We start from the raw sequence: 23,226 nt of genomic DNA, 5'->3' as shown, positions 1-23,226 counted from the left end.
AACTTCCCTATCTAAGGCAGCCTCTTACCGCCTGCTCAAAATTCCTTACATAAGCCGTGGCATCCAGCAACGCCGAATGCTCTAATTCCGTCCGCAGCATCAACTGCGTCCTTGCCAGGCCTTCCTTATCTACGGCCAACTGCAAAGCCAGCTTGATATACCCATCGGTACTTTCGGCCAGCCATTCCGAAAAGCCGGCAGCTCTTAAGATACTGCTGCTAAGGCGTGCGCTGTGATGGTCTCCCTCCATGGCAATTACCGGCACCCCCATATAAAGAGCTGTCGCCGTGGCCGCCCCGCCGGGATAGGGGAAGGTATCCAGCATAATATCGATTTGCTGGTATTGCTCCAGATACGCATCACTGCCTAGACGCACCTCAACCCGTTCCATGGGCAGTCCCGCGTTTTCCAGCCGCTTTTGCATGACCGCCCGCCGCTCAAAAAGCCGCGTCGTATCCTGCACCACCAACCGGCTGTCCGGCAGATTGTTCAGGATTTCCCGCCAGCAATCCATGACTGGCCGCGATATCTTCATGAAATTCTGGAAGCTGCCAAAGGTGATGCCATTCCCCCCTCGCGGTTTTCGCCTCAGCCGCCCCATTGCCGCTGATGGCTGGAAACAAAAACCATGGGGAAGCCGCAGCAGCTGTTCCTTGAATCGCGTTTCTGCCTGCCCCCCTACAGGGTCCATATCGCCATCCGTCAAAAAATAATCCATAGCCGCTAGGCCCGTGGTATCAAACCAGCCAATGCCGCAAAGCTGTACCGGTGCCGGACGCTGGGCCATTACCATCAAGGTCATGCCCCCATCGGCATGACCGCTCAAATCCATCAATACGTCAATTTCATCCCAGCGAATGGTCTTTGCCATCTGCTCAAGATTTTGACCGGTCAAACAACGATAGGTCAGCCCCGATGCCTGCAGGTGACGGGTGAAGTTGTCTTCATCGTTTTCCAAAGCGTAGGCATACACTTCAAAGGAGCGCACATCAAGCCTCGTCAGCAAGCATTCATAAAACCTGGCCGAAGAGGATTCACAAAAATCCCGGGCCAGAAAACCAATTCGAATGCGGTCATGCTGATACTTAGGGCAAGTTGGCAGTTCCACGGTGTCCCGATACAGGCCTTGGTATACCACATGCTGCTGATATAAATCCTCCGGCGCAAGTCCCGGCAGGTAGTGAAGGGCAAATAGGTAGTTAGAAAAATGTTCCCGCTGGCTCCGCAGAAAGCGATCCGACTGGGCCGCATTGCTATAAGCAGCAGCCGCCCCCTCAGCATCAGCTAAATCATGAAACATCGCTCCGTAAAGTTCGTGAACCCGCCACATTTCCTCAGTGGGAACTTCCCCCGCGCCCCGCAGCTCATCTAGAACCTTTCTGGCCGCAGCGGTTTTCCCCTGTGCCAACAGCGAACAAATCCTATCCAGTTTTGCTTGCCAATCCACCATCTTCAACCTCGAAATTCAAAATAGGCCACTTCCGGCGGGCAGCCAATCCGGCAGGGGAACCAGCTGCCATTACCAACGTGGACATAACCATAACTATCTCCCAGCCGCACCATACCGCGGGTGTATTTAAACACCGGAAAAAGCGGCAGCCCAAAGATGCCAAACTGACCGCCATGGGTATGACCAGTCAATGTAAGAGGTATCCCTGCCGCGGCAGCGTTATCGATAAACTCGGGATGATGCGCTAATACTATTGTACTTTTTCGTTCTTTTTCAGGAATATCCTCTATGGTTTTGGCAAAGTATTCCTCCTTGAGCTGGCGGAACTTCTCCGTTTCCCGGATCATGGGATGGTCTGTCCCCGCTACCCAGAAGGATTTGCCCGGTACCTGCTCGGCATGATTATAGAGGGCATGAACCCTTGTGGCGGACAGAAACCGCTTTATTTCGGTTATGCCGCGGAAATGTTCATGATTTCCCAGGCAGTACCAAATGCCATCGGGGAATCTATCCACATATTCATCCAGCAGCTGTGCCGCCGCAAGATTCTGGCTTTCATCATCGAAAAGGTCCCCGGTGATTGCCAGCATATCTGGCCCATCGGCAACAATCCGTTCCAATAGCCGACGTAGCTCTGCCACCGAAAAGAATTTTCCCAGATGCACATCGCTGATTTGCGCCAAGCGGTATCCTTCGGGGAAAGCCCCGGCTGGCACCGAAATTCCATAGCGATGGTCCACCGTATGACTGCGCTCATAGCCATAGCCATACCCGATTGCTGCAGCCAGTCCCACGGGATAGAGAGCCGCCTTCTTCAAGAACCGGCGCCTCCCCGCATCCTCAGGAACCTTCAGGCTAAGCCGCCAAATCACGACAGCAGGGATTACGATAAACACCAATAACAAGAAACTGATTACAATTGGCCAAAAATAATGTATCATATAAGTCTCCCGGAAAAATGCAAAAAAAGAGAACCGGCAAGGCCGATTCCAACATTCACAAAAATAACAGCATTACATTACCAGCATATTCATGCCAGTCCACGAAGGTGAGCATTTTCCGCCTGCCGTTCCCGGTAATACCAGCGGATTGAGTTGCCAATAGCGCAGCGCACTGCATCAAGTTCTCCTGCCAGCGCCAGCTTGCGAAGCCGGTTGACGTCAAAGCCATTGACAGACAAGTAACTTGCAGAAAGGAAACCTCCTCGTTTCAAGATTTTGCGATAACTCGCACTGTCACGACGGTCCATTTCAATGTTCTTGATAGCCATAAATAATCCCCCCATAGTATTATGTATGAGTCTATTTACATGCTCCCTTAATGGCAACTACATTATAGCATAAATTTGTAACATTGTACACTATATCTTGTGGATGTTATTTATTTTGACCCATTATGTCAAATTTTCACTTCTTTATTCTTCTTGTTTTTTTATCCAAACACTGTCAATCTATAATATTTTATTATATAATAATATTGTTATATATGTATTAAAAATATAGGAGGCTTATCTATGCTCACTGCACAAACGAAAGAATATCCGCTGCCTGCTGAGCTTCAGGCAAAGATAGACCTTGTCCTCGAATCCCACGATAACGACCCGACCCAGATTGTCGGCATCCTGCTCGAAGTGCAGGAGCTCCATGAGCGTCACTACATTTCCGAGCCCGTTGCCTATTATCTGGCCGACCGCCTTTCACTGCCGGTCACCAATATATTTGACTGCCTTAACTTCTATAGCGAACTCTCCTCCAAGCCACGGGCAAAATACCCCATTCAGGTCTGCAGTTCTCCGGCCTGCCGCGTAAACGTCATCGACACGAAGCGCCTGTTAGAAACCCTCCAGCGCCTGCTGGATATCAAGATTGGCGAAACCACCTACGACGGGCGCTTTACCCTCGAGACCACCACCTGCTATGGTGCCTGCGACCGGGCGCCATCGGTGCGCATCAATGGTCAGATTTACGACCATCTGGACACCCAGGAAAAGATTGAAGCTCTGCTTCGTTCCCTGACGTAAGCTGAGGAGGAAATGTTATGAGCAACCAAGTTAAGTTCCTGACCAAGAATTTTGGTCAGTACGATACATCATCCATCGGGTCTTATATGGATATCGGCGGCTTCGAGGCCCTACGCAAGGCTGTGACCATGGACCCCGAAAAAATCTGCGACATGATTACCGAAGTCAAGGTACGCGGACGCGGCGGCGCTGAATATCCACTGGGCCGCAAATGGTCCCAGGCCCGCGCTGTTATCGGCGAAAATAAAGTCGTCGTCTGCAACGCTGACGAAGGGGAAACCACCACCTTCAAAGACCGGGAACTCATCAAAAAGGACCCCTTCAATCTCATCGAGGCCTTGATTATCGCTGGTTATGTCTGCGGCGCCACCGATGGCTATATCTACATGCGCGCCGAATACGCCTGCCTCCGCCCGCTGCTGCTCAATGCTATCCGCCAGGCCAAAAACTACGGCTTTCTGGGGGAAAACATCCTCGGCAAGGGCTTTAATTTCAACTTGCACCTCTACTCAGGCGGCGGCGCCTATGTCTGCGGCGAAGGCACGGCACTAATCCGCTCCATCGAGGGAAAAGCTGGACGCCCGCGCATGAAACCGCCTTTCATCAAAGTAAGCGGTCTCTTTGCCCGTCCCACCTGTCTCAACAACGTCGAAAGCCTGTCCATCGTACCGCATCTGCTCACCGACAAGGATAAGGTCTACGCCTCCTGCGGTTCCGGTGAATCCATCGGCACCAAAATGATTTCCGTCGCTGGCAACGTCAACAATCCCGGCGTCTTTGAAATCCCCTTCGGCACTACCGTCCGGGAAATCATCTACAATCTGGCTGGCGGCATCCAGCATGACCGCGAAATCCAGCTCATTCAGTTTGGCGGTGCTTCGGGTAAGATTGCCGACGCCTCCATTCTCGATACGCCCTATACCTATGACGACCTGCGCAACGCCGGAGTCATGGTGGGTTCCGGCGGCATTCTGGTCATCGACGAGCGCACCAGCGTCATTGACTTTCTGCGCATGAATCAGGAATTTTTCTCCGAGGAAAGCTGCGGTCAGTGCACCCCCTGCCGTGAGGGCAATCTCCACATCAAGATTATCCTCGACAAGATTGCCTGCCACACCGCCACCCAGGAAGACATCCGTATCATGTCCACCATTGCCCGGGTTATGAGCATGTCCTCCCTTTGCGGCCTTGGCGAGACGGCTCAGAACACCCTGCAGTCCGCCATGCTGACATTCCCAGAGGTATTTGAAGTCGGAGGTACTGAATCATGACCACAGCAAACGAAGTAAAAGATATCCCGATGGTTCACCTGACCATCAACAATATCCCCATCGAAGTGCCCAAGGGCACCAAAATCATGCAGGCCGCCCAAACCCTCGGCATTGACATTCCGCACCTCTGCTATCATGAGGACCAGCGAATCAAAGCCCACTGCCGCCTTTGCGCCGTAGAAGTCGTGGGCAAGCGCCGCCTGCTGGCTGCCTGCTCCACCGAAGTCTGGGAGGGAATGGAAGTCCATACCGACACCCAGATTGTCCGGGATACGCAGGTATCCATCCTGCAGCTCATGCTGGCCAATCACAACAAGGACTGCCTGAGCTGCCCGCGCAACCAGAACTGCGACCTGCAACGTCTCTGCAGCCGGTTTAACATCCAGCATTCGCCACTGCCCAGCGTGCTCAAAGACGAGCCCCGCATCGAAACCAATCCGTCCATTGTCCGCGACCCGTCAAAATGTATCCGCTGCGGCCGCTGCATCCGCGCCTGCAAGGATGTTCAGGGCATTGCCGCTCTGACCTATGCCGGACGCAGCAGCGACATCGTGGTCACCACAGCCTTCAACAAGCCGATGGAAGCCACTGACTGCATTCTCTGCGGACAGTGCAGCCTTGTCTGCCCCACCGGTGCCATCGTTGAAAAAGACGATACCAATAAGGTGCTCGATGCCCTGCAGGACCCGCAGAAACACGTTATCGTACAGGTTGCCCCCTCGGTCCGGGTAGCCCTAGGCGATGCCTTTGGCATGGAGCCCGGCGCCATCGTCACCGGGCAGATGGTCACAGCCCTGAAACTATTGGGCTTTGACAAGGTATTCGACACCAATTTCGGCGCTGACCTCACCATTATGGAAGAGGGCGCCGAGTTCCTTCATCGCCTGCAAAATGGCGGCCCCCTGCCGATGATGACCTCCTGCAGCCCAGGCTGGGTCAACTATATGGAGAAACATTTCCCCAACTGCATTGGACATCTTTCTTCAGCCAAATCCCCTATGAGCATGTTCGGGGCCATTGCCAAGACCTATTATCCGGAAAACGCCGGCATTGATGTAAAGGACATCGTCACGGTATCAGTCATGCCCTGCACCGCCAAGAAATTCGAAGCCGCCCGCCCCGAAATGGGCCGCAATGGCATCCCCGACGTGGATGTTGTCCTCACCACCCGTGAGCTCATCAAACTCATCAAATACGTCGGCCTTTCCTTCAAGAACCTGCCCGAAAGCGAATTCGACAATCCGCTGGGACTCGGAACCGGGGCTGGCGCAATCTTTGGCGCCACTGGCGGCGTCATGGAAGCGGCCCTGCGCACCGTCTACGAAAAAGTTACCGGCGAAACCCTGGAGAAAATCGAATTCAGCGAAATCCGTGGCTTTGAAGGCATCAAAGAGGCTGTTATCCATATCAAAGACCGGGAAGTCCGCGTCTGCGTAGCCCACACCCTCCAAAATGCCCGCCGCATCATGGAACAGGTCAAAAAGGGCACCAGCCCCTACGATTTCATTGAAATCATGGCCTGCCCCGGCGGCTGCATCGGTGGCGGCGGCCAGCCCATTGGCACCACCAATGCCATTCGCAAAAAGCGCATGGCCGCCCTCTACGAAATCGACCGCGGCCTGCCACTGCGCAAATCCCACGAAAACCCGGAAATTCAGACCCTTTACCGTGAGTTCCTAGGAGAACCGCTGAGCCCGCGGGCCCATGAACTCCTGCATACCACTTACCATAAAGTGGCCAAGCCCTACGAATTTGACTGATAAAAAGGCATCCCCGCCGACTCGTTATTGAGTCAGCGGGGATGCCTTTTGCTATTTCAAATATTCCTGTTCTCTTGCTTTTGTCCCAAACAGCGCAGCAGTTCCTCCACATAAAGGCGTCCCATCTCAACAATGGACTCCGCCGAATCGGTGCGCTCCATGACCATGAGCTCCACCTCGCTGTCATCCAATTCCCAGAGCAGCCCAGTCTTTCGATCCAGCGGGTCAAGCAGAATGCCATCCACGCTCTGGTCCAGCATATCCTGAATGTACTCGAGTTCCCGGCTCTCATCCCCGGCAGAATCGCCAAATAAAAGCCGATAACCAGCCTGGGCACACCTTTCAGCAATGCCCTTTATGAGTTTGGCACAGTAAGGGTCCGTGATGTCGGCTACCACTACACCCAGCACATACCGGTATCTGGATTTTAAACTGCGAGCCAAGGAACTGGGGCGATACCCCAATTCCTCGATGGCTTCGGCAATCCGCCTCCGGGACTGCTCCGACATGTATTCATACTTGCCGTTAAGATAACGGGAAACCGTTGTTTTGGACACCCCTGCCCGCTCGGCTACATCCACAATCGTAACTTTCTTCCGATTGAATCCCCTAAATCCCGTCATGCAAAAATCCACTCCCATCCCTAGAATAAACTACATCCCTCATGAATTTACCCTTATGGATATTCTCTTAGATTCTTTGCTGTTATTTTTCTATTTTATCCGCACTGAGCAGTGAATTGATATACTGCTGGGCCGTGCGTCCCGAAATGGCACTATGAGCCATTTCCCATTTAATGGCACCAGCCCGGAGTTCTTCATCCGAAAGTGTGATTTCGGGATGACGATGCGCCAGCTCGATGACCATATCGTAGAATTCCTGACGACTGGGACTGAAATAGCCAATCGACAGACCAAAGCGTGCCGACAGGGACAACTTCTCCTGAACTGTATCGGTCTGATGCATGTCCGAATCCACCACATCGGGACGGTCATTCCAAGTCTCGCGAATCAAATGACGGCGGTTGCTGGTGGCGTAAATCAGCACATTGTCCGGCTTAACCTCAAGACCGCCTTCGATAACTGCTTTAAGGTATTTGTACTCGATTTCAAACTCCTCAAAGGAAAGGTCATCCATGTAGATGATGAACTTATAGTTGCGGTTCTTTATCTGGGCAATGATGCGCTGAAGGTATTTGAATTCGTGTTTATAGACCTCAATCATGCGCAGGCCGCGATCGTAATACTGATTGAGAATAGCCTTGATGCTCGTGGATTTACCGGTACCGGCATCGCCATAGAGCAGGACATTATTGGCCTTGCGTCCGGCCACAAAGGCCTCGGTGTTGTCCTTGAGTCGCTTTTTCTGATTCTCATAGCCAATCAAATCGTCCAGCTGCATATCCCCTGTGGTCGTGATGGGTTCCAACAATTCCCCGGTCACCTCAATATCAGGGGATACGCGGAAGGCCTTATTGAGGCCGAACATGCCCACACCATAGCGTTTATAGAAATCCGTAACGATACGGTACATATCGGCCCCATCTTGGGCTTCCTCTATCTGAGTGCTGAGCTCCCGAACCTTTTCACTGACACTCTTATTGTAAATCTGCTCTTTTTTCTCCACCGCCTGATAGTTTGCGATAATGCGGAAACAATCGAGACCCAAGGCCCGCTCCAACATGCCAAAATCATAATGCAAGAGCTTGCGGAAAATCTCTAAATCACTGCGGGCAAATTTCTGCACACTGCCTTCACTGGCACCATGCTTTTCACAGACAAGGGTAAAGGGAGTTTCCGTTGTCGCCAGCAGGAACGCCAAATAATTATGCCAAAGGTTGCCATTGAAACCATAGCGGGTAGCCACATCCAGCAACCGCGTGATTTCCGTCAGGACTTCCTCGGACAGCGTTTCCGGATTATACGTTCCCGTCTCAAACTGACGACAAATATCGGCCAATTTGAACAGAATGCTGTCCTTTTCTATCTTGCGATAAATGATAAGCTTTGAAGTCAGGCGATACATAGCATTCTCCTTATTTTTCCATCAACAAACCAACGCGTTTTTTGACTTTCGTAAGGGTTTTGCGGGCGATATATGTAGCGCGTTCTGCGCCTTCCCGCATCTTTTCTTCCAAATAGGGGCGATTGTTCATAAGCTCAGCGTATTTCTCGCGGATTGGCTTCAACTCATCGGATACGGCCTGGCCAACAACTGCTTTGAAATCGCCATAGCCCTTGCCCTCAAATTCAGCTTCAATCTCCTCCATGGTCTTGCCCGTAATCGCCGAGTAAATGGTCATGAGGTTGCTGACTCCCGGTTTATCCTCCCGGAAGCATACTTTAGCCTCGCTATCCGTTACGGCACTCTTAAATTTCTTGAGGATGGTTTTCTCATCGTCAAGAATCGAAATCGTCGCCTTCGGATTCTCGTCGGATTTGCTCATCTTGCTGGTCGGATCCTGCAGGCTCATGACACGGGCACCGGCTTTCGGGAAATAGCCCTCCGGCAGTTTGAAGATTTCCCCGTAGTTATGGTTAAAACGAGCCGCCACATCCCGGGTAAATTCCAGATGCTGGGTCTGATCAGCGCCGACTGGTACATAATCAGCCTGATAGAGCAGGATATCGCCAGCCATCAGGGCCGGATAAGTAAAGAGACCCGCATTGATGTTTTCCGGATGCTTGGTGGATTTATCCTTGAACTGGGTCATGCGGGAAAGCTCGCCGAACTGGGATACGCAGTCCATAATCCAGCCCATTTCCGCATGGCATTTATTGTGGCTCTGGACGAACACCAGACTTTTTTCCGGGTCAATGCCGCAGGCCAACAGCAGGGCAAAGGCCTGCAAGGTCTGCTGACGGCGTTTTACCGGGTCAATCTGGATGGTCAGCGAATGAAGGTCCGCGATAAAGTAATAGCACTGATACTCTTCCTGCATCTTCTGCCAGTTCTTGACAGCCCCCAGATAATTGCCCAGCGTAAATACGCCCGTTGGCTGAATGCCCGAGAGAATGATTTTTTTTGCTTCCTGATTCTGTTCCATATCTAAATACGCTCCTTTTGTGCCGGAGCACTAAAAAAGTCCCCGGCAGTGAAAACTGCCAGGGACGAAATCTTTCGCGGTGCCACCCTGATTCATGGCATCATTGCCATGCGCTTAGCGGAGTACAATCATACTCCCGGCCTCTCACGCGTGCCAGACGTCACAGCCTAATCAGCCTCAGCCTTTCAGTGTGCCCTCAGCGACCCATTTGCCAGCTCGTTTTTCATCCGGATTGCAGCATCCCGGACTCTCTGGAGAAGCGTTACTGACGTTATCCTCGCCTCAACGGTTTACATATCTTCTTAAGTGTAACACCGTAATCCATGAGTGTCAACCTTTGTCTTTGGTCACGGCGCCAGGAATGGCTGCACCGATTCGATGCGGATCATCCGCTCGGTTCCCGGCTTGTGCTTCCGGCTTTTCGCCTCCCGTTCAAAGGATAAACGATATACGTCCATATCGAATACCGCTGCCGCCATAGCAGCCGCAGGAAGCATTACGGCATCACCCCCCGTGATATCCACGGCACTTTTTCCCATGGAATCCCAAATATCATGCTGTTTCTTTATCACGTGATAAAGCACAGAAACACCATCTTCCGGAATCGTCGTACAGAGACAGCGATCCTCCTCAAGCTGGAGATTATCCACCAAATGACGATAAGCCGGCATATCCTCTTTCCGGCAAATCACATGGATATTCTGGGGACTCAACAGGCCAACATTAAAGGCCAGATCCTCCCAACTGCTGCCCAAAAGCAGAATCATACCGTAATAATCCGGAAACTGCTTATTTTCATACCGTTTGGCAAAACGCTTCAACGCCAGCGGCACTAACTCTTCCCGGTAGTAATTGTCCGCCCAAAGGATTTCTTCGGCGGTTTCCGTTGGCATCCCACGCCAAATACTAAGCTTCTCTTCCCATGGAATCATATAGCCAGCCTCCTCATGCGTATATTTTCTCTTCCTTCTGATAGCCACCATTTCCCCTTTTCCCTTTCCCTGCCCATTAATTCTACATTTCGAAAGAATATTCCTGCTTCCTGTATCTTTCCCCACTTCATGATGCAACAAGCAATAGTGGCGCAACCTGGAAAAATAGTGTAAAATAGGAATCGTTTAATGCATATTTGTCTATTTACATAAAACATCACCATTACAATCAGGAGGATTCTACCATGAACAAGCTAGGTTTTATTGGGATGGGAAACATGGCCCAGGCACTTGCCGCCGGTTTTATCCAATCCGGCAATATTGACCGGTCAAAGGTTTTCGCCTTTGCCCCGAATCAGGATAAATTGAAAAAAAACAGCCAGCGCATCGGCTTTACTCCCTGTGAGTCCGTAAGAACACTGGCTGAAGCAGCTGACACACTGGTCATGGCCTGCAAACCCTACCAAATCGAAGCCGTCCTCAAGGACCTCGGCAGCTGTCTTGAGGGAAAAACCTTGATTTCCGTGGCTGCCGGCTGGGATCATGCCAAATATCAACAGCACATCCAGACGAATACCCGTATCCAGTTCGTCATGCCTAATACCCCGGCCATGGTGGGCGAAGGTGTCCTGCTCTTTGAAGAAACCAACTCCTTAGAACCGGAAGAACGCGCGGAAATCATGAAGCTCTTCGAGTCCGTCGGCCTCGTCCAGGAACTGCCCTCTTCCCAAATGGGTATCGGTGGTGCTGTCACAGGCTGCGGCCCAGCCTTCGTCGACCTCATGATCGAAGCCTATGGCGATGCTGCCGTAAAATACGGCATGAAACGCGCCGACGCCTACCGGCTGATTTCCCAGATGATTCTCGGCTCGGCCAAGCTGCAGCTTGCCACCGGAGAGCATCCGGGCGTACTCAAAGACAACGTCTGCTCTCCAGCCGGCACCACCATCCGCGGCGTCACCGCACTGGAAGAAAACGGCTTCCGCAATGCCTGCGTGAAGTCGATTGAGGCTATCATGGAACAATAAAAAAAGGATGAGGCTTTTTTACCTCATCCGCCCCTAACGGGGCACCTTCCCCAAAGGGGAAGGCTTATTTTTTTGTCTGCCCATAGTAGGCGTTTGGGCCGTGCTTACGCAGGAAGTGCTTGTCGAGCAGGGCCTGCGGCATGGGGTCGCGGTCGCCGGTAAGCATTTGCGTGTGGAAGGCCATCATGGCGACTTCTTCGAGCACGACGGCATTGTGGACGGCATTCATGCAGTCCGTTCCCCAACAGAAGGGGCCATGGTTCTTGACGAGAACGGCGGGCACGTAGTCGGGGTTGATGCCGTACTTCTTGAAGCGCTCTACCGCTACCACGCCGGTGTTGTATTCATATTCGCCTTGGATTTCCTCCTCGGTCATATCCCGGGTGCAGGGAATCTCGCCGTAGAAGTAGTCCCCCTGCGTCGTGCCATAGGCGCGCACCCCCTGTCCTGCCTGGGCAAAAATCGTCGCCCAGCGGGAATGGGTATGCACGACACCACCGATATGCGGGAATTCTTTATAGAAGATGCGATGGGTCTCCGTATCCGATGACGGGTTGAGCTCGCCTTCAACCTTGTTGCCCTCAAGGTCAACGACAACCATATCCTCTGGCTTTAGCACGTCGTATTCGACGCCCGACGGCTTGATGACAAACAGGCCCTTCTCGCGGTCGATGCCCGAGACATTGCCCCAGGTAAAGGTAATTAAATGGTGCTTTGGCAGCAGCATATTGGCTTCGTAGACTTTTTGTTTGAGTTCTTCTAGCATTGTGTTTCCTCCCAAGGTGGTATTATTCCGTCAGCTCGTAGCGCGCGATTTCATTGGTCTCGCGGTTCGCGCCAATGATGATGTCCTTGCCTTCATAGACATAGTGTAGCACATTCGCCGAGCCGCGGCCACGGTCGAGTTCCTGGGCCTCATAGCCATCAGCACCATGGGTGAAGGCCAGCAGCAGACGGTCGCCCTTGCGGTTGCCGATAATCCAGGTCGGCTTGCCGCAGATAGCGCCGCCGAAAATTGCATGGAGGAATTCGAGTTTTTCCGGATGGGTGTAGGCCAGCTCGAATTTGCCATCCTTTTTCTCGTAGATGTTGACAGTGTCGCCATGGAAGGGCGCAATGGCGCAAAGTTCCTCCTCGCCATCGCCGTTAAGATCCATGAGTACCGCATCACTGGCCGCATCGGTGATGAGCTCCTCAATGCGCCACTCATCCCCTGCCGTCTGGGGCGGGAAGACCTGCAGCACGCCGCCATCGAAGGATACGATACCGCTCGTGGAGCCGTCCTTTTCCACATGGCGGTAGTAGCCATGGTTCTTGAGCATATTATCCTTGATCGGCGTCAGTTGGAGCTGGTTGTCATCATTATAGGCCGACAGGTCATCAGGAAGCTCCGCCACAAAGAGCTTGCCCGGGAAGCGCCAGTCTTCCTTGTACTCATGGTCGGATTTTAGAGCACAGGCAAGGATGTAGTTCTTGCCGCCAGCCTGCAGGATGTCGAAGCGATGGACAAAGGGCAGATCGCAGAGGGTGCGCACTTCCCAGTCATTCTTGCCCTTCGGCGTGACCACGACAATCGAGGCCTCTTTGGAATCATTCGGCGAGTAGAACTTGCGCGTAGCCAGGAACTGGCCATCGGTGCCCGGCACTTGTACCATGGTCATGACGCCGCCGGGGCCTTCCCAAACCGTCTCCTCGATTTCCCCCTCCAGGCTTATCAGATAGCAGTTGTTGACCTTTTCCGCCGCGCAGAGGAAATGGTCCTTGCCCTGATAGTGGAGCATGGCCAGCGAATAGCATTTTTCCAGTTCCCCGATTACTTTTTTATTGACATTGAACATAATTATCCTTCTTTCTCATTCTGCCTTATCCAAATACGAACGCAGGAAATCGTTGGCTTTCTGCAGTTCTTCGCGCCAGTCTGTCTGCGGGTCATACCAGAACTCGCCGACGAAGCGTCTGACCCCTAGCTGCCAGGATTTATTGACGATTTTCCGGAAGTCCACATGGCCGGTGCCAAAGGGAATCTCACGATATTTGCCCGGTACGGTTTCCTTTAGATGGACGGCCACGATATGGCCGCGGCCCGTCTCTAGGTCAGCGGCCACATCGCCATCGTAGAGCAGGGCGGCATTGGTGATGTTACCCGAATCCGGATAAACGCCGAGATAGGGCGAATCCACCTGCCGCACGTAATCCATGGCCTTTTCCACTGTGTCCATAAACGGCGTCTCCATGGTCTCAAAGCCCATCTGGATGCCTTCGGCCGCCGCCATGTCGGCAGCCTTGCGCAAATTCTGCAGGAAGTCTGCCCGCGTCTTGTCCGTGCCTTCCTCATAGTAGACATCATAGCCAGCCAGCTGAATCGTGCGGATGCCCAGCTTTGCCGCCAGGGCCACCGCCTTCTGCATGATATCGAGGCTGCGGTCCTGTTTCTGCATGTCAGGACAACCCAGCGGGAACTTGCGGTGACCACTTAAGCAGATGGAACGGAAGGGCACCCCTGTTGCCCGCATGGCGGCGCGAACTTCGTCAATCTCCCCATCGGTCATATCCAGCCGTGCCAGTTTCGCATCGGTCTCATCAATACTCATTTCCACATAGTCAAAGCCAGCGTTCTTAGCCGCCTGTAATTTTTCCGCCCAGGTCAGATCACCGGGCATGGATTTTTCGTAAAGCCCTAACTGATATTTGCTCATTTTTCCTTCCCCCAGTCACAAAAAAGGCATAAAAAGGGCTGCTGCACTTTGCAGCAGCCCTGCTGATTCTCAGCTATTAGCCATTGACGATATTTGCCTGGATTTTCTCTTCCATTTCCTTTTCGGCCAGCAGATTCTTGAGGCCGATGACCGTAGCCTTGGTTCCCGTGAAGGTGCCCACCAGCGACTCGGAGCAGAACACCACATCGTAGTTGTTGGCCTGGGATTTGGCATCACCAACATTCGTATGATAGATTTCTGCATCAAGGCCCAGTTTCTTGAAGACCTTCTCGAGTTTCATCTTGATGATCTGAGAAGAACCCATACCCGAACCACATGCAGCGATAACTTTCAATTTAGCCATTTTGAAGCACTCCTTTATAATCACAAAACGAATTTCTACAATCAATCAATGACGACTTCATCCACAGGTACGCCCTGTTTCTTGGCGAGGATTTCCTTGTATTTATCAAAGTCCTCGGCAATGACGAAGTAAGTATCCTTGTTGCGCTGGTAGAGAATCTGCGGGATAGCCAGCAGCAGGACGACTACAGCGACCACACCAACGTATTGCAAGTTCTCCATGATGACGCCGATAAAGGGCCAGACAGCATCCCAGTCAAAGTTGCCATGCCAGCCACCGAAGTTACCCGTCGTGAAATGATAAGCGGCAAAACCACCACCCAGTACCTGGATGATACCACTGCAGAATGGGATGATTGCTGCGGCGCGGATACCGCCGAGACGGTTGGCAAAGACAGCAAAGGTTGCATTATCGAAGAACAGCGGAACGAATCCCGAGATGATGAGGATTGGGCTGTTGAAAACGATAAGACCCATGATGGCCAGGAACTGGCCAAAAGCACCGAACAAGAAGCCGAAGGTTACGGCGTTCGGATGACCAAAGCCATACGTTGCGGCGCAGTCGACGGCCGGAACGGAACCCGGCAGGAGTTTTTCCGAGATACCCTGGAAGGAGTTCGTGAGCTCCGATACGAAGGTACGGACACCAAGCTGCAGGATAGTCAGGTAAACAGCGAAGTTTAAGGATTTCTCAAGGATATAGAACAGGAAGTTCTGATTCTTGCCAAAGCCCTTATCGATCTGATGCATGAGGTCCGGGCCCAGAATCGTGATGATCGTACCGAAGAAGATGGTCATGAGCACGCCGGTTGCCACCATGTTCTCATTGAAGATGGAAAGGAAGCCCGGCAGTTTGAGGGTTTCCAAAGATTTTTTCGGATCGCCGATCTTCTTGGCAATCTTGGATACCAGGAAGATACCAAACATCTGCTGATGACCAGTAGCGAAACCGCCGCCCTCGGTGAGCTTTGCCACCGGCTCAACGGTGAGGTTCGAGGCCACTGCCCAATAGGTACCAAGGAGGATACCGAGCATTACCACAACCTGCGGGTCCATAAGGCCTGGGAAGCAGAAGAGGACGAGCCACAATGCCGTCGAAGACTGCTGTACCATGACATGACCCGTGATGAACAAGGTGCGAATCTTCGTATACTTACGGAATAGTACCAAAAGGATGTTCATGGTAAAGGCAATCAGCAGGACCATCATCATCATGGAGAAGGAACGGCCGATATTCTCTACTGAGGCCTGGGCTGCTGCCTGACCGAAGTACGGGTCAATAACGGCAGCCGACAACTCGAATCGGTCCTTGAGACCTGCCAGCACTGGACGGAAGTTGCCGACGAGTCCGCCAGATGCAACGTTCAAAATCATATAGCCGACAGTACCTTTGATAAAGCCAGCCAGACATTCATACCATTTTTTCCCTAAAAGTGCATAACCAGCCAGGACGATAAAACCGATAAAGAAGGCCGGTTTCGTCAGGATATTGTTCTGGAAGAACTCCCAAACGGACAATAACATTTCCATAACTTGATTTTCCCCACTTTCGTTTTTTCCCTATGGGAGCCTCCCCAGACTCCCTCACTAAAGCTCTCCTTATGCTTCGATTTGCAACAGGTCTTCCGGCGTCTTAGCTGCCAAAACCTTGGCCACGATGTCCTCATCGGAAAGCGTCTCGGACAGGGCCATCAGATTGTTCAGATGGACTTCGTCATCGGTAGCTGCCAACACCACAAAAATGCGGGCATCTTTATCCGGGTCGCTCTTATCAAAGCTTACGGGCTTTTCCGTCTTCATAAAGCACATGGCCGTGCCATTGACGCCGCGGCCACGCTCTGCATGCGGAATGCAGATATTCGGGGCAATGACGATGTAGGGGCCCAGCTCCTCCACCTTCTCAATGATGATTTCCGGATATTCCTTTTCGATGGTGCCATCAGCCAGCAGTGGTGCACAGGCTGCCCGCACGGCATCCCGCCAATCAGCAAAGCCTTCATGGAACGAATAGTGTTTTGACTCGACAAATTCTTTAAACATCTTGGCTCTCCCCTCTGATTACAGGCAGGAACGGAATGGAATGTTCTGCGGATGCTCGAAGCAATCCTCAAAACCACGGCGATGATGGTAGTAAATCTTATCCTTATCCATTGGGTAGACATAACGGCCGCCAACCTGCCAGAAGAAGGGATGGAACTTGTACTCGTTGCGGTCCTTCTTGAAATTGTACAAGAGCTCGATCTCGTTACAGTCGGCCTGGAAGTTCGTCCAGACATCCCAGTGGATGGGTACGACCACCTTGCACTGAAGATTCTCTGCCATGCGCAGGATATCGATGGAGGTCATCTTGTCCTGCATGCCAATCGGGTTCTCGCCAAAGGAGCCGAAGGCCACATCGATGTCGTAATCCTTGCCGTGTTTCGCAAAGTAAATGGAAAAATGGGAGTCACCGGAGTGGTAGATATTGCCGCCCGGCGTCTTGAGCAGGTAGTTGACTGCTTTCTCATCCATATCCGTCGGGCATTTGCCAGTGAGTTCCTCACGGTCCGGGCCCGTGGAATCCGTCGTCGTGATGCAGGTGCGGTCGAAACTGTCGAGGCAGACAATCTCGATGTCCTTGATCTTGATGACATCCCCTGGTTTCACAACCTTGCAGCGCTCAACCGGAACGCCCCATTTGACCCAGGTATCTACCGATTTCTGCGGTCCGATGAAGGGAACCGGGATCTCCTTGCCTTTCTCATCCGTCGTCGTCATGCCGCTGTGCAGCACATGGGCTGCCCACTCCGCTGACATGTGGTCCTGATGGTAATGGGTTGCCAGTACCGCATCGACCTGCTTGAAAGCGAATGGATCGATGACAAAGGGTACGTTGCGCAGGTTTGGCTGCATCGAGCGGCAACCGCACATGTTAGCCATCTGATGACCAACCTTCATCTTGCCATCGCCGTGGGTACGCTTGCCGTTTCCACACCACAAGTCCACAGTCACATTGGCACCCCCCGGCGTCTTGAACCAGGTGCCCGTGCAGCCGAGCCACCACATGGCGACCTGGCCTTCCGGTACTTCGTAGCTTTCGATGTCCTCTACCAACCAGGTTCCCCATTCCGGGAAGGTGCTCATGATCCAGCTTTCGCGGGTCATTTCGGAAATCTTACTCATGATAATCCCCCTAAAACAAATATTTATGTTTCGTTTATGATTGTTTTGCCGTATTTCCTATCGACATTCTTATCATATCACAGCGTTATGCTCATTTCAAGCATTTTTTCATAAAATAATCAAAAAATGACATTTGTAATATTTTTTACGCTCACTTTATGATTATTTAACGCTTGATTTTTCCTATGCAGTTCGTTATAATATCCATATAATCATAAATCATATGGATATGATTATTATGAATCAAAACTATACTCGTATTACATCTGTTTTGCCTATTTCGCACACTCCCATTTGAAAGGATTCCATTATTATGAAAAACAGTAAAAGCGTTGTCTTCCGCCGCCAGCAGGCGTTACTCAAGTTGTTAAAAGAAAACAAGAGCATCGATGTCGATTCCGCAGCGGAGCAGCTGGCAGTATCGGCCACCACCATTCGCCGCGACCTTGTGATGTTTGAACAGCAGCATCTGGTCACCCGCTTTCATGGTGGAGCAAAACTCATTGAAGGCACCTTAAAGGAAGAAGATACCCCCACCGCCGACCCCAAAAGCCGCGTGGATGTGGAGCAAAAACAAGCCATCGCCCAATATGCTGCTTCGCTGATTGAGGATGGGGATACCATCTTTATGAATTCGAGTTCCACCACCCTCATGATGCTCGACTACATAAAAGATAAGCGCGTCATCCTCGTCACCAACAACAGCAATGCCATCTACTACCCCCATGATCCACAGGTCACCATTATCCTGACCGGTGGCGAAATCTATCAGCGCCGCAAATCCCTGGTGGGAGAATTTGCCTTGCAGACCCTGACCAAAATCAATGCTGACAAGGCCTTTATCGGCGTCGGTGGCATCAGCGTTGCCAGCGGTATCACCACCTCAGTCCTGCCTGAAACTGCCATCAACGAAATGATGATGCGCCGCTGTCAGGGCAGCTGCTACGTACTAGCCGCCCGCCAAAAAATCGGCCGCGAACACAACTTCCTCTCGGGCACCATCGACAAGATTGATACGCTTATCACCTGCCCCGGGGCCAGCCCCGACGAAATAAAAAACCTCCGCACCCATGGTGTGGAGGTCATCGAAGTCATCGAATCGGCTTAATTTTTCTTTATGTCCTTCTTATCCGCAGTCTTTTTGACTGCGGATTTTTTGTCGGCATTTTTCTTCTCTTCTTTCCATTTTTTCTCATACTGTTTCTTGGCTTCGGCTTTATCCTTCAAGCGCTTCTTGTATTCCTTATCACTGATAGCTGGCAAATAATCATCGGGAATTGCACGAACGTATTTGTTATCCAAGGCGTATAATTTCTGGTAATTTTCCTGCGCTTTATCCCTCTGACCTAGTTCATCGTATATTTCGGCGCTGATTAACCAACCATAGGGATTGTCCGCCTTGATTTTCTTGGCGGTATCCAAATCTGCCAGGGCTTTGTCATTTTCCCCCATCATCCGATAGGTATCGGCACGATTGAGGAAGTTGAACACATTCTTAGCATCCATGGCGACGGCTTTATCGCAGTCTTGCAAGGCGCCGGAAAAATCACCGCTGACGGCTTTGGCCCGGCCGCGGACAGCGTAATTTTCGGCTTCATTTTCGGGATTTTTAGCCGCAAAGACGCGATTTATTTCGAACAGTGCTTTGGCGGCCTGCCCATAGTCGCTATAGGCATCGGCATTTTCCCGCATCTTCTTGACGGCTTTGGCATCGCTTTGGATTACGGCATCCCGCGCCTGTTGCAATTGCTTCTGCCGTTTTTGCTCCGCCGCTTTCATCTTGTCCCGTGCACCACTGGACGCTTCCTCTGCATAGGCTTTGGCCACCAGTTCCTGCAACCGAGCCCCTGCCTGTTCCGAATCCAAGAAGGCCTGGAGCACTGCATTTACCCGCGAATTCTCAAGGCAAGTCACAACACCATTTCGCTTGGTGCGGAAATTCCAGTCGCCTATGGAATCAAAGTCATGGAAGGCCTTGGCAATTGCCCCGGCAACGTAATAGGCGTTTTCTGTCGTATTGTCGTAGTCATCCTCTGTCCAATCCACACTTAATAGTTTTTGCCCATCGATATAGACGTCCCGGCGATCCTTGACCGTCACATGACCACAGCCGTAATCCGACATCATCTTGGCCAATTTTTGCTCCCGCAGTTCCGTATCCGGGTGATCGTTGTAATTTTCCTGATCTTTTTTCTTCGGGTCCAGATCCTGATATTCGAGGACGTTTTTGGTTTGATAGGTCAGATAGTAGGACATGCGGGCCATCGCTGCTGCCCCGCCGCCAGGATTGAACCCAGCACTTGTCATGAGATAAAAACCGCCTTCGTCGGCATCGTACTCGGTAGGCAAAGTGACATTCTTGGCAATGGAATAGTTAGCCAAGGCATTGAGCTTGTTCCAATCCATAACACCTGTATCCATATTGAGGAAACTCATTCCATAATACTGTGCTACGGCTTTGGCATAGTTGTGGGCACTGTGCTGCTCGATGCCATGGGTCATCTCATGGGCGAGAACAGCCGCCAATTCATCGGGATCAAGATTGAGTCCACGCACCAATGCCCTGTTGATGCTCACGTAGTTAGTCGGATAGCAGGCCGCATTAAAATCCGAACTGTTGTTGACCGTCCAGCAAAAGGGCAGGCTGTTGACCTTCAGCACATAGTCGCTGTGATTTACCAATTGATTCATAACGAAATCGACAACCTGTACATCGTTCTGATTCGGGTCGATGCCATTTTGTTTGATATCCTGCTGCTGACTCTGCAACTGGGCACTGACGTTATTGCCCATGGCCAGGATACTGGCCAGACTGGATTTATAAGCCCCCAGGACTCCCAGCGCCTGGGCAGCCGCCGCCCAGGCATCCACGGCTTCGGCTCGGGGCATGGATGCCTGCACCGCACCAGTCATCAACGCGCCGGATAATGCCAGCGCCAGCATGCGCTTTTTCCATCGATTGTTATATTTCAAAGGAATCACCTCATTTACTTGAGTTAGAAAACTATATGTATTTTACCATATCCCCCTTGAAAATTTCGTGAGAATCGGCACTTTTCTTTAACTTTTTGTCCTTTTGTAACCCAAGTTACATACTGTTTTCATAAATCTCCCCTATAATAAAGTTGTCGATAGGAGATGGGCCTGGTCAATCCCCCAGGTCGCAGGCTTTTATCGATATCCCTAAACAAGAAGGATTTAATCCCACCCTTCTTGCTTCCCATTTCTCAATTTTTTATCATCCCTTCCCTAGGGGTCCGCAGCTTGGACGTAATGCTGCGGACTTCTTTTTTGTTTAAAATTATTTTCCACTCAATTACGACAATTTTTCTACCATTCCTAAATAGAATCGTAAATCCTCTCAATAGCTATTGAAAAATGACAGAATATTATTTATGATAGGAATAGAGTAAATTGTAGATATAATTTATAGTAATTATGCTTTTACCCACTTCAATAAAAGGAGGCGCATTTATTTTGGACAAGATGAGTAAAGAAGCACTTGCCGTCAAACGAGCGGAACAAGCCTTTGACCGCAAACGCCGCACGATTGGCCTCTTCGGTGGTCCGATACTAGCTCTGCTGGTATTTCTCACCCCGATTGCAGGACTTACCTTAGCGGCCCATAAACTACTGGCTATCATGGTACTTGTTGCTCTCTGGTGGATCACAGAGCCGGTGCCAATACCGGTAACCTCACTGATTGGACCGACACTTGCCGTAGTAACCGGCGTTGTGCCAGTAGGCACCGCCTTTGCCGCGTTTGCCAATCCGATGATTTTCCTGTTCATGGGCGGTTTTATCCTGGCTAAGGCCATGATGACCCACGGGCTGGACAAACGATTCGCTTATTGGCTGCTGTCGCGCTCCTGGGTAGGTTCAAACCCCAAACGCATCTTCCTGGCCGTTGGCCTTGCCGCTGCCCTCTGCTCTGGCTGGGTCAGCAATACGGCCACCGCCGCCATGATGTTCCCCATCTGCCTTGGCCTATTGACCTCCATCAAGGAGATGTTTGCCGCCAATGGCCGTGAGATCGACCTGCATGAATACAAATATGCCACAGGACTTATGCTTATGACTGCCTACTCCTGCTCGATTGGCGGCGTATTGACGCCAATCGGCACTCCGCCGAACCTCATCATGCTCGGCTTTCTCGACCAAATGTGTGACATCCACGTATCCTTCTTCGAATGGATGACCTGGGGCTTCATCGCCATGGTCATTTACTTCCTCATTGCGGCCTTTGTCCTGTCGCGTATGTTCCCGGCCGATGTGGAACGCATCGACGGGGCGGATACCTTCATCAAGAACAAACTCAAAGAGCTCGGCGGCTGGACGCTGGCACAGAAAAACACGCTGTTCTGCTTCATCGTCGCCGTTACCCTCTGGGTAACACCGGGTATTCTTTCCATCACGCTGGGCAGTACGGACCCAACGCTGAAACTCTACAACAAACTGTTCCCAGAGGCAGTTGCCGCTATGGCTGGCGCACTGATTCTCTTCATCCTGCCAGTCAATTTTGAAAAACGCCAGTTTACCCTCAAATGGCAGGAAGCCATGGAGGGCATCGAATGGGGCACGCTGATTCTCTTCGGCGGCGGCCTCGCCATGGGCGGTATGATGTATAAAACCGGCCTTTCCCAATGGGTTGGCGACCTTATCGTCAGTTCTATGGGCGGCGCACCGTCCCAAATTGGCATGGTGGCCATCTTCTCGGTTATGGCACTGCTGCTCTCTGAACTTACCAGTCACACGGCTGCCACCAACATGATTGGCCCACTGGCCATTACCGCGGCAGTATCTGCCGGCCTCAGCCCGATTCCAGTCTCCGTGGGCATTGCCCTTTCCGCATCCTTGGGCTTCATGCTGCCGGTATCGACGCCGCCAAATGCCATCGTCTATGCATCGGGATATATCCCCATTACCAAAATGATTCATACCGGCGTCATTATCGATGTCGTCGGCATCGCCTGCGTAACGATTCCACTGGTTATCTACTTTGTCAGCTGGGTTGTCGGTTAGGATCCTATTATATAGAAACAAAAGCGATCGTGAAAAAGCCCTTTACGTTGACACAAATACGGACGCCCCCATAAGTTAGATTGATTAGTCTGACTTATGGGGGCGTCTGCTAAATGATCCACACACTTTTTCCAATTGCAGTTTGCAGGGGAGTAGTACCCAGTTCGTATTCGAGGTAAGTCGCCGGCGGCGGGGGCCCCAGTACCAACGCTCCACCGGTGACAACCCGCTACAAGAAATTTTTGCCTTTTAATTAAGAGTTGGAAAACAGTTAAACGCGCTTCGTTTGGACGAAACTGCTTTTCCAACGAGAACGCAGGCAAAAATTTCTTGCTTCACGCGGAACGTCAAGGCTACGCTTATGGTACTGGGGCCCCCGCCGCCTCGGTTAGAGTCGTCACAAAACTGCCTTCCCCTCTGGGGGCAACGAAGTTGCGGATGTCCGGTGGACATCCCGGGCGGTGGGCGCGAAGCGC

At 51.7% G+C, this 23,226-nt stretch carries 22 protein-coding genes; 7 read left to right on the top strand and 15 right to left on the bottom strand.

The genetic code is table 11. The features are described from left to right. Positions 1-7: 7 nt before the first annotated feature. The 3 genes from BLQ36_RS11620 to BLQ36_RS11610 all read right to left on the bottom strand — a co-directional run bounded on the left by BLQ36_RS11620 (position 8) and on the right by BLQ36_RS11610 (position 2,720). Entirely contained in the window at positions 8-1,450 is a 1,443-nt protein-coding gene (locus tag BLQ36_RS11620; RefSeq protein WP_074515749.1) for a hypothetical protein, read from the bottom strand. 2 nt (positions 1,451-1,452) lie between these two features. Beyond that, the gene (locus BLQ36_RS11615; RefSeq protein WP_081342351.1) at positions 1,453-2,391 is read right to left on the bottom strand and encodes a metallophosphoesterase; all 939 of its coding nucleotides are present in this window, start codon (positions 2,389-2,391) and stop codon (positions 1,453-1,455) included. A gap of 89 nt (positions 2,392-2,480) precedes the next feature. Continuing rightward, on the bottom strand, positions 2,481-2,720 hold the full coding sequence (locus BLQ36_RS11610; RefSeq protein WP_033171335.1) for a hypothetical protein: 240 nt from the start codon (positions 2,718-2,720) through the stop codon (positions 2,481-2,483). A 243-nt stretch (positions 2,721-2,963) separates the two neighbouring features. On the opposite strand from BLQ36_RS11610, the gene BLQ36_RS11605 reads away from it, so the two are divergent. From BLQ36_RS11605 to BLQ36_RS11595, 3 genes are read left to right on the top strand one after another with little or no spacing between them, the layout of a single operon-like run. Continuing rightward, positions 2,964-3,470 (top strand): NAD(P)H-dependent oxidoreductase subunit E, encoded by a 507-nt coding sequence (locus tag BLQ36_RS11605; protein ID WP_074515747.1) that lies wholly within the window; start codon positions 2,964-2,966, stop codon positions 3,468-3,470. Positions 3,471-3,487: 17 nt separating this feature from the next. Beyond that, a complete protein-coding gene (locus BLQ36_RS11600; protein ID WP_074515746.1) occupies positions 3,488-4,741 on the top strand; it encodes a complex I 51 kDa subunit family protein in 1,254 nt (417 codons plus the stop codon). Then, complete coding sequence (locus BLQ36_RS11595) at positions 4,738-6,501, top strand: NADH-dependent [FeFe] hydrogenase, group A6 (protein WP_074515745.1); 1,764 nt, start codon at positions 4,738-4,740, stop codon at positions 6,499-6,501. The genes BLQ36_RS11600 and BLQ36_RS11595 overlap by 4 nt, the downstream gene beginning before the upstream one ends. Positions 6,502-6,557: 56 nt before the next feature. Here BLQ36_RS11595 and BLQ36_RS11590 read toward each other — a convergent pair whose 3' ends face one another. The 3 genes from BLQ36_RS11590 to trpS form a co-directional block, all read right to left on the bottom strand. Further along, positions 6,558-7,124, bottom strand: a complete 567-nt coding sequence (locus BLQ36_RS11590; protein WP_180364879.1) for a LacI family DNA-binding transcriptional regulator — start codon at positions 7,122-7,124, stop codon at positions 6,558-6,560. Positions 7,125-7,206: 82 nt separating this feature from the next. Further along, the gene (locus BLQ36_RS11585; protein ID WP_074515743.1) at positions 7,207-8,526 is read right to left on the bottom strand and encodes an ATP-binding protein; all 1,320 of its coding nucleotides are present in this window, start codon (positions 8,524-8,526) and stop codon (positions 7,207-7,209) included. Positions 8,527-8,536: 10 nt separating this feature from the next. After that, entirely contained in the window at positions 8,537-9,547 is a 1,011-nt protein-coding gene (gene trpS, locus BLQ36_RS11580; RefSeq protein ID WP_074515742.1) for a tryptophan--tRNA ligase, read from the bottom strand. Positions 9,548-9,595: 48 nt separating this feature from the next. Between trpS and BLQ36_RS13610 the strand changes: the two genes are divergently transcribed. After that, positions 9,596-9,718: a hypothetical protein gene (locus BLQ36_RS13610; protein WP_318260984.1), complete on the top strand. Its 123-nt coding sequence runs from the start codon at positions 9,596-9,598 to the stop codon at positions 9,716-9,718. Positions 9,719-9,894: 176 nt separating this feature from the next. Here the strand turns inward: BLQ36_RS13610 and BLQ36_RS11575 are convergent, their stop codons facing one another. Then, positions 9,895-10,479, bottom strand: coding sequence for a hypothetical protein (locus BLQ36_RS11575; RefSeq protein ID WP_074515741.1), 585 nt, complete (start codon positions 10,477-10,479; stop codon positions 9,895-9,897). A 245-nt stretch (positions 10,480-10,724) separates the two neighbouring features. Between BLQ36_RS11575 and proC the strand changes: the two genes are divergently transcribed. Then, the gene (gene proC, locus BLQ36_RS11570; protein ID WP_074515740.1) at positions 10,725-11,507 is read left to right on the top strand and encodes a pyrroline-5-carboxylate reductase; all 783 of its coding nucleotides are present in this window, start codon (positions 10,725-10,727) and stop codon (positions 11,505-11,507) included. A 64-nt stretch (positions 11,508-11,571) separates the two neighbouring features. Here proC and BLQ36_RS11565 read toward each other — a convergent pair whose 3' ends face one another. The 7 genes from BLQ36_RS11565 to ulaG form a co-directional block, all read right to left on the bottom strand. After that, positions 11,572-12,273: an L-ribulose-5-phosphate 4-epimerase gene (locus BLQ36_RS11565; RefSeq protein ID WP_074515739.1), complete on the bottom strand. Its 702-nt coding sequence runs from the start codon at positions 12,271-12,273 to the stop codon at positions 11,572-11,574. A 22-nt stretch (positions 12,274-12,295) separates the two neighbouring features. After that, positions 12,296-13,345 (bottom strand): hypothetical protein, encoded by a 1,050-nt coding sequence (locus tag BLQ36_RS11560; RefSeq protein ID WP_074515738.1) that lies wholly within the window; start codon positions 13,343-13,345, stop codon positions 12,296-12,298. A gap of 15 nt (positions 13,346-13,360) precedes the next feature. Continuing rightward, positions 13,361-14,203, bottom strand: a complete 843-nt coding sequence (locus BLQ36_RS11555) for an L-ribulose-5-phosphate 3-epimerase (RefSeq protein WP_074515737.1) — start codon at positions 14,201-14,203, stop codon at positions 13,361-13,363. A 76-nt stretch (positions 14,204-14,279) separates the two neighbouring features. Next, a complete protein-coding gene (locus tag BLQ36_RS11550) occupies positions 14,280-14,567 on the bottom strand; it encodes a PTS sugar transporter subunit IIB (RefSeq protein WP_033171328.1) in 288 nt (95 codons plus the stop codon). A 41-nt stretch (positions 14,568-14,608) separates the two neighbouring features. Then, on the bottom strand, positions 14,609-16,096 hold the full coding sequence (locus BLQ36_RS11545) for a PTS ascorbate transporter subunit IIC (protein WP_074515736.1): 1,488 nt from the start codon (positions 16,094-16,096) through the stop codon (positions 14,609-14,611). A 69-nt stretch (positions 16,097-16,165) separates the two neighbouring features. Next, positions 16,166-16,606: a PTS sugar transporter subunit IIA gene (locus BLQ36_RS11540; protein WP_074515735.1), complete on the bottom strand. Its 441-nt coding sequence runs from the start codon at positions 16,604-16,606 to the stop codon at positions 16,166-16,168. Between the two features lie 18 nt (positions 16,607-16,624). Then, positions 16,625-17,728: an L-ascorbate 6-phosphate lactonase gene (gene ulaG / locus BLQ36_RS11535; protein WP_074515734.1), complete on the bottom strand. Its 1,104-nt coding sequence runs from the start codon at positions 17,726-17,728 to the stop codon at positions 16,625-16,627. Positions 17,729-18,041: 313 nt separating this feature from the next. Between ulaG and BLQ36_RS11530 the strand changes: the two genes are divergently transcribed. After that, on the top strand, positions 18,042-18,836 hold the full coding sequence (locus tag BLQ36_RS11530; RefSeq protein WP_074515733.1) for a DeoR/GlpR family DNA-binding transcription regulator: 795 nt from the start codon (positions 18,042-18,044) through the stop codon (positions 18,834-18,836). Here the strand turns inward: BLQ36_RS11530 and BLQ36_RS11525 are convergent. Further along, positions 18,833-20,701: a M48 family metallopeptidase gene (locus BLQ36_RS11525; protein ID WP_318260983.1), complete on the bottom strand. Its 1,869-nt coding sequence runs from the start codon at positions 20,699-20,701 to the stop codon at positions 18,833-18,835. The genes BLQ36_RS11530 and BLQ36_RS11525 overlap by 4 nt on opposite strands. A gap of 513 nt (positions 20,702-21,214) precedes the next feature. Between BLQ36_RS11525 and BLQ36_RS11520 the strand changes: the two genes are divergently transcribed. Then, the gene (locus BLQ36_RS11520) at positions 21,215-22,750 is read left to right on the top strand and encodes a DASS family sodium-coupled anion symporter (RefSeq protein WP_180364880.1); all 1,536 of its coding nucleotides are present in this window, start codon (positions 21,215-21,217) and stop codon (positions 22,748-22,750) included. Positions 22,751-23,226 lie beyond the last annotated feature (476 nt).

This window comes from Selenomonas sp. WCT3 (assembly GCA_900100835.1).
In the GTDB taxonomy this organism is placed as follows: Bacteria; Bacillota; Negativicutes; order Selenomonadales; family Selenomonadaceae; genus Selenomonas_A; species Selenomonas_A ruminantium_E.
Note: the sequence above shows the minus strand (reverse complement) of the source record. Positions and strands in the feature narration are given on the sequence as shown.